This window comes from Leclercia sp. GHBNCSD, from assembly GCF_055805075.1.
The window spans coordinates 1,178,821-1,191,328 of sequence record NZ_JBQVYO010000001.1; the positions used below are offsets into that span (position 1 = coordinate 1,178,821).

A 12,508-nucleotide genomic window follows, 5' to 3' on the forward strand; every position below is an offset into this window, starting at 1 on the left:
GCTTTTGTCGCGACTCCGGCATCGGTGCGCAAAAAAAAGCCCGGTAAATCGCACCGGGCAATAGAGAGGCGAACTTTTTATCTTTAACGCATCACTTTGTCACCGCGGGAAAGTCCCACAACGCCTGAACGCGCCACTTCGACAATTTTTGCCACATCCCGCACCGAGGCGAGGAAAGCATCCAGCTTATCGCTGGTGCCAGCAAGTTGAACGGTGTAGATAGAGGGGGTGACATCAATGATCTGCCCGCGGAAGATATCCGCATTGCGTTTCACCTCTTCACGCCCATAACCGGTGGCCTGAATTTTCACCAGCATAATCTCACGTTCAACATAGGCTCCCTGCCCCAGCTCGCTGACGCGCAAGACATCCACCAGTTTATGCAGCTGCTTTTCGATCTGCTCCAGCACCTTGGCATCGCCCACCGTCTGGATGGTCATGCGGGAAAGCGTGGGATCGTCCGTCGGCGCTACCGTCAGGCTTTCAATATTGTAGCCACGCTGTGCAAAGAGCCCAATCACGCGCGACAGCGCACCGGACTCGTTTTCCAGTAATACAGATAATATCCGGCGCATCAGGTTCTCTCCGTTTTGCTTAACCACATTTCATCCATACCGCCGCCGCGAATATGCATCGGATAAACATGCTCGGTGCCATCCACAACCACATCGACAAAGACCAGGCGGTTATTTTTAACGTGCTCAAGGGCTTCACTGAGCTTCGCTTCCAGCTCTGCCGGATGACTGATACGCATACCAATGTGGCCGTAAGCCTCTGCCAGACGCACAAAATCCGGCAATGAATTCATATAGGATTGCGAATGGCGACCGGAATAGATCATATCCTGCCACTGCTTCACCATCCCCAGATAGCCGTTATTCAGATTGAGCACCAGCACCGGCAGTTCGTACTGCAGCGCGGTGGAGAGTTCCTGAATATTCATCTGGATACTGCCATCGCCGGTCACGCAAACCACTGTCTCTTCCGGTAATGCCAGCTTCACGCCCAGCGCGGCAGGCAGGCCAAAGCCCATTGTGCCCAGACCACCGGAGTTGATCCAACGACGTGGCTTATCAAACGGGTAATAGAGGGCGGCAAACATCTGGTGCTGGCCGACATCCGAGGTCACATAAGCGTCGCCTTTGGTCAGCTGCCAGAGCGTTTCGATCACCGCCTGCGGCTTAATGTTCTCACTTTGGGTATCGTATTTCAGGCACTGACGCGCACGCCACTGCTCAATCTGCAGCCACCAGTCACGAATCTCATCCAGCGGCTGAGCATAATTTTCCTGCGCCAGCAGCTCCAGCATCTGATCCAGCACCTGACGCGCATCGCCCACAATGGGCACATCCGCCGGCACGGTTTTGGAAATCGAGGTGGGATCGATATCAATGTGCAGCACCGTGGCATCAGGGCAATATTTCGCCAGGTTATTGGTGGTGCGATCGTCAAAGCGCACCCCAACGGCAAAAATGACATCGGAGTTATGCATCGTCATATTGGCTTCATATGTGCCGTGCATACCGAGCATGCCAAGCGCCTGTCGATGGGTGGCTGGAAACGCCCCGAGCCCCATTAATGAAGAGGCCACCGGCAGGTTCAGCTTTTCGATAAGCGCGCGCAGCTGTGCTTCACACTGGGCGTTCACCGCCCCGCCGCCAACATAGACCACCGGCTTTTTAGCCGCCATCAGGGTTTGCAGGGCGCGCTTAATCTGTCCCTTATGTCCCTGGGTCGTGGGGTTATACGAACGCATGCTGACCGACTCCGGCCAGACATAAGGCAATTTATTGGCCGGGTTGAGAATATCTTTCGGAAGGTCAACTACCACCGGCCCGGGACGCCCGCTGGCCGCCAGCCAGAAGGCCTTTTTGAGCACGCCCGGAATATCTTCCGTCTGCTTGACCAGGAAACTGTGTTTCACTACCGGACGGGAGATGCCGACCATGTCACACTCCTGAAAGGCATCATAGCCAATCAGCGAGGTTGCAACCTGACCGGAGAGCACCACCATTGGAATGGAGTCCATATAGGCGGTGGCGATACCCGTAATGGCGTTCGTCGCGCCAGGACCGGATGTTACCAGCACGACCCCCACCTCACCTGTCGCGCGTGCCAGTCCATCAGCCATATGCACGGCAGCTTGCTCATGACGCACCAGGACGTGATCGATACCGCCAACGGTATGTAGTGCGTCATAAATATCGAGGACCGCGCCTCCCGGGTAACCGAACACTTGCTTCACGCCCTGATCGATTAACGATCGGACGACCATTTCGGCGCCAGACAACATCTCCATGATTTGCCTCCAGGCTTATCGTTTCAGACGGACAGGAGAAATATGCACTGCGCCGTCTTTTTTGTCAGGGTTACCCCTGGCGATTTTTATTGTGCAGAGTGACAGTTACCATAACCGCTAGCCGTGAGGCAGGCAATTAGCAAACCTCGGCTGGCGCGGGATCCCAAAAGAAGAAAGATAAGGTATTAATAATTGTTATGGATAAATCTACTGCGAGAACGGGAGGGAGTGAGCGTTCATCATTTAAAAAGGCGGCGCCACAGTAATTCATCCATTTTTACGGCCAGGAAAAGGCAATGAAAATATCTTCAGCAGAATAATATTTCAGAAACGATAAGAAAGTCAGGATAAATAGCAATAACACTGAAATTTATCCTGACCGCATTTATCGCCGGCAGACGTTAACCAGCAGCTCTTCCATCCACTGATGGCCTTTATCGCGACCGGCTGCTTCATGCCATGAGAGATAGCAGGTGCGTGAGTTAAGGTTCAGCGGCAACACCATAATTCGCAGGTTCAACGGATCGGCAAACTCTTCAGCCAGCCAGCGCGGGGCGATGGCAACCAGGTGAGTTTGCGAGACAACATTTAATACGCTGACCATTGCCATCCCCTGATAGGCTACACAGGCCTGCTTATCTGGCGTGTCGTACCACGGCTGGCTAAAAGAGGCGTAGCGATCGAGGGCAACAACCGCATGCTGTTCGCGATAAATATCGCTCTCCTGCAACATACCATTAAGGCGCGGATGCGCTTTGCTGGTAACCAGTACCATTTCGTCCTTAAATAATGGTACGCAAGAAAATTCGGGGCGACGAAATTCTTCGTAGCCAATAACAAACTCCGTCTCCTGATATCGCAGCTGATGTTCCGTATTCTGGTTAAGGGATGACTTGAAAACCAAATGTATATTGGGCGCAACTTCCTCGACTTTATTATAAATAAGTGAGGTCAGATAATTATCCAGAGGGCTGCAAACGCACAGATGGAAAACACGCTCGCTGCTGCTTGAATCAAACCCGGAGCCCGGAAGTTCATTCTGCACAAGCTGAAGCGCCTGACGTACCGATGCAAACAGCTGATAGGCACGGGCAGTAGGCTGGATACCGCGGCCATAACGAACGAATAACTCGTCATTAAACATAACCTTGAGTCTTGCAACGGCATTACTGACAGCGGGCTGAGACATTCCCAGCGACTGGGCGGCACGCGTAATATTTTGTTCCTGCATGACCGCATCGAAAACCGTTAAAAGATTCAGGTCCACCGTACGGAGCTGTGGTTTTGCCCCCTCTGACACAGACGATTTTTCGCTACTTTCTTCACACATACCCTGCTCCACTGTCACGCTGAACTCCTTTCCTCGTGTGTAACAATAAATTTAGAAAATATGATTTATCACGCATATAAAACAAGCTAAAGAGAAATGTTACAAATTAGGAATATATAAATACCCGCCAGCCGTGACAGGGCTCAGGCATAAGATAAGAAAACATGCTTAAAAAAGCGAGAAAGCATATCGATTAGTTTATATTGCGAATGAAACCATAGATCTCACAAATAAACAATATGGCATTTCGTTAAGGCCTATTTAAGTTTTAATGAAATATTAACAGTGACTTAATTAAATTAGTTAACATTCTCTTATCAGACCAATCACCTTCTAACCTGCAACACCCAAATTATTATGGTAACGTGATGAAAGTTAAGGAATTCAAAACGCTGGCTTATTATTCCTGGATTTTAAACAATTGCAATAAAGTATATGCAAACGATTCAACTGATAAATTCGCACACATAACTCAGAATAAGAAAATGGCAAAAAAGGGAAAAACCAGCACAATAAGCTAATTCTTTCTGCCCGGGTCGCGAAGGCGAAGAGGCGTTTTCGCCTGGCAGGGGTTGACATCATTCCGCGTATCCAGTACCACTAAAAGCATATCTTATTTATCTGGAGCTTGATTCATGATTCGCAGCATTCGTTTCACCGGTCTACTACTACTAAACGCATCCACTGTGCGCGGTAGACTGGCGGGCGAAATTCAGCGTTGAATCGTTCTCTGGTTAAGACAAAAAACCCGCGCCACTGCGCGGGTTTTTTTATGCTCGTAGCAAGGCGCCCAAATTCAGACAAGGACCTAACCCATGAGCCAGCAAGTCATTATTTTCGATACGACCTTACGTGACGGTGAACAAGCATTACAGGCAAGCCTGAGCGTTAAAGAGAAATTGCAGATTGCTCTGGCCCTTGAACGTATGGGCGTAGACGTAATGGAAGTAGGCTTCCCGGTCTCTTCCCCGGGGGATTTTGAATCCGTTCAGACCATCGCCCGCAGCGTAAAAAACAGCCGTGTGTGCGCCCTGGCTCGCTGCGTCGAGAAAGATATTGATGTGGCCGCCGAGTCGCTGAAGGTCGCCGAAGCCTTCCGTATTCACACCTTTATTGCTACCTCGCCGATGCATATCGCCACCAAGCTGCGCAGCACCCTGGATGAGGTGATCGAGCGCGCCATCTATATGGTGAAACGCGCCCGCAATTATACTGACGACGTTGAGTTCTCCTGTGAAGATGCAGGCCGCACGCCGATTGAGGATCTGGCCCGTGTGGTTGAAGCGGCCATCCGTGCCGGTGCCACCACTATCAACATCCCGGACACCGTCGGCTACACCATGCCGTTCGAGTTCTCCAGGATCATTACTGGCCTGTATGAGCGTGTGCCGAATATTGATAAAGCGATTATCTCCGTTCACACCCACGACGATTTAGGCCTGGCTGTCGGCAATGCCATTGCCGCGGTCCACGCCGGGGCGCGTCAGGTTGAAGGTGCCATGAACGGTATCGGTGAGCGCGCCGGCAACTGTTCACTGGAAGAGGTGATCATGGCGATCAAGGTGCGCAAGGACATCATGGATGTGCATACCCGCATCAATCACCAGGAGATCTGGCGCACCAGCCAGACCGTGAGCCAGATCTGCAACATGCCGATCCCAGCGAACAAAGCGATTGTCGGCACCGGTGCCTTCGCTCACTCCTCCGGTATTCACCAGGACGGCGTGCTGAAGAACCGCGAAAACTACGAAATCATGACCCCGGAATCGATCGGTCTGAATCAGGTGCAGCTGAACCTGACCTCCCGCTCTGGCCGCGCGGCGGTTAAACACCGCATGGAAGAGATGGGCTATAAAGAGACCGACTACAACATGGATCATCTGTATGACGCCTTCCTGAAGCTGGCCGATAAAAAAGGCCAGGTATTTGACTACGACCTGGAAGCGCTGGCGTTTATCAACAAGCAGCAGGAAGAGCCAGAGCATTTCCGTCTGGACTACTTCAGCGTGCAGTCGGGTTCAAGCGACATCGCGACCGCCTCCGTCAAGCTGGCCTGCGGCGACGAGATCAAAGCCGAAGCGGCCAACGGCAACGGTCCGGTAGATGCCATCTACCAGGCCATTAACCGCGTCACGGAATATGACGTTGAGCTGGTGAAATATGACCTGACGGCGAAAGGCCAGGGCAAAAACGCGCTGGGCCAGGTAGACATCGTGGTCAACTATAACGGCCGCCGCTTCCACGGCGTGGGCCTGGCGACCGATATCGTCGAATCCTCCGCCAAAGCGATGGTTCACGTCCTGAACAATATCTGGCGCGCCGCGGAAGTCGAAAAAGAGTTGCAACGCAAAGCTCAGAATAAAGAGAACAATAAGGAAACCGTGTAATGTCGAAGAATTACCATATTGCTGTGTTACCGGGCGACGGAATTGGTCCCGAAGTTATGGCACAGGCGCTGAAGGTGCTGGACGCTGTCCGCACCCGTTTTGCGATGAAAATTACCACCAGCCACTACGATGTAGGCGGTATCGCGATCGATAACCACGGTACGCCGTTGCCGCAGGCAACCGTGACCGGCTGTGAGAATGCCGACGCGGTCCTGTTCGGCTCCGTAGGCGGCCCGAAATGGGAACATCTGCCACCGGCCGAGCAGCCAGAGCGCGGGGCGCTGCTGCCACTGCGTAAACACTTCAAGCTGTTCAGCAACCTGCGTCCGGCCAAACTCTATCAGGGGCTGGAAGAGTTCTGTCCGCTGCGCGCCGATATCGCCGCCAACGGCTTCGACATTCTGTGCGTCCGTGAGTTGACCGGCGGTATCTACTTTGGTCAGCCGAAAGGCCGCGAAGGCAGCGGCCAGCACGAAAAAGCGTTCGATACCGAGGTGTATCACCGTTTTGAGATTGAACGTATCGCCCGTATCGCGTTCGAATCTGCCCGCAAACGCGGCCATAAAGTGACCTCGATTGATAAAGCTAACGTGCTGCAATCCTCCATCCTGTGGCGCGAAATCGTTAACGAGATTGCTCAGGCGTATCCGGACGTTCAGCTGGCGCATATGTACATCGACAATGCCACCATGCAGCTGATTAAAGATCCGTCCCAGTTTGACGTCCTGCTCTGTTCCAACCTGTTCGGGGACATTCTCTCTGACGAGTGCGCGATGATCACCGGCTCCATGGGGATGCTGCCGTCCGCCAGCCTGAACGAAGAAGGTTTTGGCCTGTACGAACCGGCTGGCGGATCCGCACCGGATATCGCGGGTAAAAACATCGCCAACCCGATCGCGCAGATCCTCTCTCTGGCGCTGCTTTTGCGCTACAGCCTGGATGCTAACGAGGCAGCTACCGCGATCGAAAACGCCATCAACCGCGCCCTGGAAGAGGGTGTGCGCACCGGCGATTTAGCCCGCGGCAACGCGGCGGTCAGTACTGAAGAAATGGGCGATATCATTGCCCGCTATGTCGCTGAAGGGGTGTAATCATGGCGAAGACGTTGTACGAAAAAATTTATGATGCTCACGTGGTCTATGAAGCGCAGAACGAAACCCCGCTGCTCTATATCGATCGCCATCTGGTGCACGAAGTGACCTCGCCACAGGCGTTCGATGGCCTGCGCGCGCACAAGCGTCCGGTGCGCCAGCCGGGCAAAACCTTCGCGACGATGGACCATAACGTCTCAACCCAGACTAAAGACATCAACGCCTCCGGTGAGATGGCGCGCATTCAGATGCAGGAGCTGATCAAGAACTGCAACGAGTTTGGCGTTGAGCTGTACGATCTGAACCACCCTTACCAGGGCATCGTCCATGTGATGGGCCCTGAACAGGGTATCACCCTGCCGGGCATGACCATCGTTTGCGGCGACTCCCACACCGCGACCCACGGCGCGTTTGGTGCCCTGGCCTTTGGTATCGGCACCTCCGAAGTGGAACATGTGCTGGCGACCCAGACCCTGAAACAGGGCCGTGCGAAGACCATGAAAATTGAGGTGACCGGCGAGGCCGCACCGGGCATCACTGCCAAAGACATCGTGCTGGCGATCATCGGTAAAACCGGTAGCGCAGGCGGCACCGGACATGTGGTGGAGTTCTGCGGCAGCGCAATCCAGGCCCTGAGCATGGAAGGCCGTATGACCCTGTGCAACATGGCGATTGAAATGGGTGCGAAAGCTGGTCTGGTTGCGCCTGACGAAACGACTTTCAACTATGTGAAGGGGCGTTTGCACGCCCCGAAAGGCCAGGATTTTGACGACGCGGTCGCGTACTGGAAAACCCTGAAAACCGACGAGGGTGCGGTATTCGACACCGTGGTCACCCTGCAGGCCGAAGCGATTGCGCCGCAGGTCACCTGGGGCACGAATCCGGGGCAGGTCATCTCCGTTAACGACAGCGTTCCCGATCCGGCCTCGTTCGCCGATCCGGTTGAGCGCGCCAGCGCAGAGAAAGCGCTGGCCTATATGGGACTGAAGCCGGGCGTACCGTTGACCGACGTGAGCATTGATAAAGTGTTTATTGGTTCCTGCACCAACTCGCGCATCGAAGATCTGCGCGCCGCGGCAGAAGTGGCGAAAGGCCGTAAAGTGGCGCCGGGTGTGCAGGCGCTGGTGGTCCCAGGCTCCGGCCCGGTCAAAGCGCAGGCGGAAGCTGAAGGTCTGGATAAGATTTTCATTGAAGCAGGCTTTGAATGGCGTCTGCCGGGCTGCTCCATGTGTCTGGCGATGAACAACGACCGCCTGAACCCGGGCGAACGCTGCGCTTCCACCAGCAACCGTAACTTTGAAGGTCGTCAGGGGCGCGGTGGACGCACGCATCTGGTCAGCCCGGCGATGGCCGCGGCAGCCGCAGTGACCGGCCACTTCGCCGATATTCGCAGCCTGAAATAAGGAGACCATCATGGCAGAGAAATTTACCCAACATACTGGCCTGGTGGTCCCTCTGGACGCGGCTAACGTCGACACCGACGCCATCATTCCAAAGCAGTTTTTGCAGAAGGTAACCCGCACCGGTTTTGGCGCGCACCTGTTTAACGACTGGCGTTTTCTGGATGACAAAGGCCAGCAGCCGAACCCGGAGTTCGTGCTGAACTTTCCTGAGTACAAAGGCGCATCTATCCTGCTGGCGCGGGAAAACTTCGGCTGTGGCTCATCGCGCGAGCATGCGCCGTGGGCGCTGACCGATTACGGTTTCAAAGTGGTAATTGCCCCGAGCTTTGCCGACATCTTCTACGGCAACAGCTTCAACAACCAGCTGCTGCCGGTCACGCTGAGTGATGAACAGGTCGACGAGCTGTTTACCCTGGTGCAGGGCAACCCGGGCATGACCTTTGAAGTGGATCTGGAAGCGCAGGTCGTAAAAGCCGGGGATAAAATCTACAGCTTTAACATCGACGCGTTCCGCCGCCACTGCATGATTAACGGCCTTGACAGCATCGGACTGACCCTGCAGCACGAAGAGGCCATTGCCGCCTACGAGAGCAAGCAGCCAGCCTTTATGGGCTAATCACGCTAAAGAGTCCATTGCACAGTCAATGGACTCTTTTTTTATTCAGACATCTTTAACCCGCCAGGTGAGCACCAGCGTCACCAGCGAAATCCCCGCAATAGCCATGTAAACCGCAGAGTGGCCGTAGCTTTGTGCCAGCGCGCCCTGAATCACCCCCGCCAGGATCACGCCGGTAGAGATACTGTTGGTAAAGAGCGTGGTCGCCGATCCTGCCCTGCCCGGCATCAAATCCTGGAACCAGAGCATCCCAATCCCGGCGATGATGCCAATAAAAATCGCGTTAAAGAGTTGCAGGCCAAGCAAGGCCTCGCGGCTATGGAAGAGGATCAGCCCCAGATAAAAGAGCACCCCTGCCGCCACCGCCATCACCATCATCCGCCGTTTACCAACGTGTTTGACGTAATATCCCGCAAGGATCATTGCCGGGATCTCCAGCCCGGCGGCAGTCCCCATTAAGATCCCGGCCAGCTTGTCCGGCAGCCCCAGATCGCTGCTGATCCATAACGGCATATCGATGATATACATGGTGTTGCAGGTCCACATTAGCGTGGACGCGATAAACAGCCTGCGGACATTTTTATCTTTCCAGCCGCTGACCTCCGTCACCGGAACGGCGGCCGCTGAATCCACCCTGGCCACAGAGGGCAGCGCGAAGGCGATCAGCGCCAGGCTGATGGCAAAAATGGCCGCCGCAATAGAGAACATGGTGGTAAAGCCGTAATTCAGCGCCAGCATAAACGCCAGCGGCGGACCGATGACCCACGCCAGCGAAAGCTGCGCACGCATCACCGAGCTGAACATCACCACCTCACGCGCAGAGCTGTCGGCATATTCCCGCGCCAGAGCAAACAGCTGCGGCATGGCGGTGTTGGCAATCGAGGCCAACAGCACACCGCAGGTTAATAAGGTCAGATAGTGGCGGTTAAAAGCAAACAGCAGCGCGTTGCCAATCGCCATCGCGCAGCAAAAGAGGATCAGCTTGCGGCGATCGCCCTGGCTGTCTGAACGCTTCGCCAGCCACAGGCTGACCAGGATCCCGGCGACGGCGTTGACGGTATAGAACAGCCCCACCCAGAACGGTTGGGCGCCCACCTCGCGGCTCAGGAACAGACTCAGGGTCGGCGCCTGCAGTGCCCCGGCTACGCCCATCATAAACGCCACCATCAAAAAAGCGGCATACACACCGTTGAGACGGCGTCCCATCGTCATTAACCAGAGCATCACTGTTCCTTTAGCGCACGAGAAAACGAAAAAAGCCAGCAGATGATACCTGCTGGCGTGGTGATTAGCACCAATACTCAGTCACACATGATCGAAGCAATTCAGCGTTCCGAGGTCGACGTTGTCACCTCCCACTGCATCAGCTCTTCCAGTATTTTCAGCCGCTGCTCTGCGCACCGGCGGGCCAGCCAGGACACTCCCTTTGTCGCTGAGAAATACTGTTGGTAAAACTGATTTGTGGCAGACCTCTTCATATTTACCTCCTCGCTTCATCGAAGTGAATTATTGGCTTAATATAGGGATTAATAAATTGCTGATTTTTTGTCAGGAGTTCCTCTTTTATGCCCTCTGGTCGTCTGCAACAACAATTCATTCGCCTCTGGCAGTGCTGTGACGGCCAGACCCGGGAGACCACGCTCAGCGAACTGGCCGACCTGCTCAGCTGTTCACGCCGCCATATGCGCACCCTGCTCAACACCATGCAGCAGCAGGGGTGGCTGAGCTGGGAAGCGGAGGCCGGGCGCGGCAAGCGCTCGCGTCTCACCTTTTTGTATACCGGCCTGGCGCTTCAGCAGCAGCGGGCGGAGGATCTGCTGGAGCAGGATCGCATCGAGCAGCTGGTGCAGCTGGTCGGCGATAAAGCCGCGGTGCGCCAGATGCTGGTCTCCCACCTCGGGCGCAGCTTCCGCCAGGGCAAGCACATCCTGCGGGTACTCTATTATCGCCCGATGAAAAACCTGTTGCCGGGTAGCGCATTACGGCGCTCCGAAACCCATATGGCGCGGCAAATCTTTAGCGGGCTGACGCGCATAAATGAGGAAAATGGGGAACTGGAAGCCGACATTGCCCACCACTGGCAGCAGCTTTCTCCTCTGCACTGGCGATTTTTTTTGCGGCCTGGTATCCATTTCCATCATGGCCGCGAGCTGGAGATGGCTGATGTTATCGCCTCGCTGCAGCGCGCCCGCGAATTGCCCCTCTATTCACACATCAGCCGGGTCCAGTCGCCCACCGCCTGGACGCTCGATATTCAGCTTACGCAGCCCGACCGCTGGCTGCCGTGGCTGCTGGGGTATGTGCCATCTATGATCCTGCCGCGGGAGTGGGAAACCATGCACAACTTTGCCAGCCTGCCGGTGGGCACCGGGCCGTATGCGGTTTCCCGTAATAACAATAACCAGCTGAAGATCCGCGCCTTCGATGATTACTTCGGCTACCGGGCGCTGATTGACGAGGTGAACGTCTGGGTGTTGCCGGATATCAACGAAGAGCTGAGCGTCGGCCTGACCCTGGAGGGGCCAACCGAGGGGGAAAAGGCAGTGGAGAGCCGCCTCGAAGAGGGCTGTTACTATCTGCTGTTTGACGCCCGCTCCCACCTCGGGGCCAGCGCCGAGGTGCGCCAGTGGGTAAGCCGGATCCTCTCCCCGGCGAACCTGATCTATCAGGCTGAGGAAGTATATCAGTCCTACTGGTTCCCGGCGTATGGCCTGCTGCCGCGCTGGCACCATGCCCGTCCGGGACGCGGCGACCAACCGGCCGGGCTGGAGAGCCTCACCCTGACCTTCTACCGCGAACATATCGAACATCGGGTGATCGCCAGAATGATGAGCGAGCTGCTCGCCGCCGAGCAGGTGACGCTGAACATTCAGGAGGTCAGCTATGAGGAGTGGCATCGCGGCGAGATCGTGAGCGACATCTGGCTCAACAGCGTCAACTTCACCCTGCCGCTGGATTTCTCGCTGTTCTCACATCTCTATGAGGTGCCGCTTCTGCAAAACTGTATTGAGCGGGACTGGCAACAGGACGCCGCCGAGTGGCGCGCGGGTGAGATGAATCTTGCGGTCTGGTGCCAGCAGCTGCTCGCCCAGCAGGCGATCGTCCCGCTGATCCACCACTGGCTGATGATCCAGGGGCAGCGCAGTATGCGCGGCTTGCGTATGAATACGCTGGGGTGGTTTGATTTTAAATCGGCGTGGTTTGCGCCGCCGGAACCATAACACTTTCGTAATATTCACCAAATCATTACAATACTGCCGTTCTCAACGGGGTGCTGCGTGAAAGCGTGTGCTGAGAAAATACCCGTCGAACCTGATCCGGATAACGCCGGCGAAGGGATTTGAGGCTGTTGCTCAAAATCCTTTGCCACTCTCAAACAATG

At 55.2% G+C, this 12,508-nt stretch carries 11 protein-coding genes and 1 riboswitch; of the genes, 6 read left to right on the forward strand and 5 right to left on the reverse strand.

Annotation, left to right across the window (positions count from 1 at the left end; all coding sequences use genetic code 11):
- Positions 1–83 precede the first annotated feature (83 nt).
- The 3 genes from ilvN to leuO all read right to left on the reverse strand — a co-directional run bounded on the left by ilvN (position 84) and on the right by leuO (position 3,629).
- Complete coding sequence (gene ilvN / locus ACT3IC_RS05830) at positions 84–575, reverse strand: acetolactate synthase small subunit (protein WP_032616525.1); 492 nt, start codon at positions 573–575, stop codon at positions 84–86.
- Positions 575–2,299, reverse strand: a complete 1,725-nt coding sequence (gene ilvI / locus ACT3IC_RS05835; RefSeq protein WP_180209026.1) for an acetolactate synthase 3 large subunit — start codon at positions 2,297–2,299, stop codon at positions 575–577. The genes ilvN and ilvI overlap by 1 nt, the downstream gene beginning before the upstream one ends.
- A 385-nt stretch (positions 2,300–2,684) precedes the next feature.
- Entirely contained in the window at positions 2,685–3,629 is a 945-nt protein-coding gene (gene leuO, locus ACT3IC_RS05840; protein ID WP_103178259.1) for a transcriptional regulator LeuO, read from the reverse strand.
- Between the two features lie 635 nt (positions 3,630–4,264).
- Here leuO and leuL point away from each other — a divergent pair.
- The 5 genes from leuL (at position 4,265) to leuD (ending at position 9,126) form a co-directional block, all read left to right on the forward strand.
- On the forward strand, positions 4,265–4,351 hold the full coding sequence (gene leuL / locus ACT3IC_RS05845) for a leu operon leader peptide (RefSeq protein ID WP_103178258.1): 87 nt from the start codon (positions 4,265–4,267) through the stop codon (positions 4,349–4,351).
- Positions 4,352–4,444: 93 nt separating this feature from the next.
- The gene (leuA, locus tag ACT3IC_RS05850; protein WP_103178257.1) at positions 4,445–6,016 is read left to right on the forward strand and encodes a 2-isopropylmalate synthase; all 1,572 of its coding nucleotides are present in this window, start codon (positions 4,445–4,447) and stop codon (positions 6,014–6,016) included.
- On the forward strand, positions 6,016–7,107 hold the full coding sequence (leuB, locus tag ACT3IC_RS05855; RefSeq protein WP_103178256.1) for a 3-isopropylmalate dehydrogenase: 1,092 nt from the start codon (positions 6,016–6,018) through the stop codon (positions 7,105–7,107). The genes leuA and leuB overlap by 1 nt, the downstream gene beginning before the upstream one ends.
- A 2-nt stretch (positions 7,108–7,109) precedes the next feature.
- Complete coding sequence (gene leuC, locus ACT3IC_RS05860; protein ID WP_103823236.1) at positions 7,110–8,510, forward strand: 3-isopropylmalate dehydratase large subunit; 1,401 nt, start codon at positions 7,110–7,112, stop codon at positions 8,508–8,510.
- A gap of 10 nt (positions 8,511–8,520) precedes the next feature.
- Entirely contained in the window at positions 8,521–9,126 is a 606-nt protein-coding gene (leuD, locus tag ACT3IC_RS05865; RefSeq protein WP_103178254.1) for a 3-isopropylmalate dehydratase small subunit, read from the forward strand.
- Positions 9,127–9,171: 45 nt separating this feature from the next.
- Here leuD and ACT3IC_RS05870 read toward each other — a convergent pair whose 3' ends face one another.
- Together ACT3IC_RS05870 and sgrT are read right to left on the reverse strand one after the other, a co-directional pair.
- Positions 9,172–10,350, reverse strand: coding sequence for a sugar efflux transporter (locus ACT3IC_RS05870; RefSeq protein WP_103178253.1), 1,179 nt, complete (start codon positions 10,348–10,350; stop codon positions 9,172–9,174).
- A gap of 101 nt (positions 10,351–10,451) precedes the next feature.
- Positions 10,452–10,604, reverse strand: coding sequence for a glucose uptake inhibitor SgrT (gene sgrT / locus ACT3IC_RS05875; protein WP_103178252.1), 153 nt, complete (start codon positions 10,602–10,604; stop codon positions 10,452–10,454).
- A gap of 87 nt (positions 10,605–10,691) precedes the next feature.
- On the opposite strand from sgrT, the gene sgrR reads away from it, so the two are divergent.
- Positions 10,692–12,347 (forward strand): HTH-type transcriptional regulator SgrR, encoded by a 1,656-nt coding sequence (gene sgrR / locus ACT3IC_RS05880; protein WP_103178251.1) that lies wholly within the window; start codon positions 10,692–10,694, stop codon positions 12,345–12,347.
- 36 nt (positions 12,348–12,383) lie between these two features.
- A riboswitch (TPP riboswitch) is annotated at positions 12,384–12,483 on the forward strand.
- The last annotated feature ends 25 nt before the right edge of the window (positions 12,484–12,508 follow it).

Coding starts and splice junctions, on each gene's coding strand:
- leuC (WP_103823236.1), top strand. CDS start 7,110: ATGGCGAAGACGTTGTACGAAAAAATTTATGATGCTCACGTGGTCTAT.
- leuL (WP_103178258.1), top strand. CDS start 4,265: ATGATTCGCAGCATTCGTTTCACCGGTCTACTACTACTAAACGCATCC.
- ilvN (WP_032616525.1), bottom strand. CDS start 575: ATGCGCCGGATATTATCTGTATTACTGGAAAACGAGTCCGGTGCGCTG.
- leuA (WP_103178257.1), top strand. CDS start 4,445: ATGAGCCAGCAAGTCATTATTTTCGATACGACCTTACGTGACGGTGAA.
- leuB (WP_103178256.1), top strand. CDS start 6,016: ATGTCGAAGAATTACCATATTGCTGTGTTACCGGGCGACGGAATTGGT.
- leuO (WP_103178259.1), bottom strand. CDS start 3,629: ATGTGTGAAGAAAGTAGCGAAAAATCGTCTGTGTCAGAGGGGGCAAAA.
- sgrT (WP_103178252.1), bottom strand. CDS start 10,604: ATGAAGAGGTCTGCCACAAATCAGTTTTACCAACAGTATTTCTCAGCG.
- leuD (WP_103178254.1), top strand. CDS start 8,521: ATGGCAGAGAAATTTACCCAACATACTGGCCTGGTGGTCCCTCTGGAC.
- sgrR (WP_103178251.1), top strand. CDS start 10,692: ATGCCCTCTGGTCGTCTGCAACAACAATTCATTCGCCTCTGGCAGTGC.
- ilvI (WP_180209026.1), bottom strand. CDS start 2,299: ATGGAGATGTTGTCTGGCGCCGAAATGGTCGTCCGATCGTTAATCGAT.
- ACT3IC_RS05870 (WP_103178253.1), bottom strand. CDS start 10,350: ATGCTCTGGTTAATGACGATGGGACGCCGTCTCAACGGTGTGTATGCC.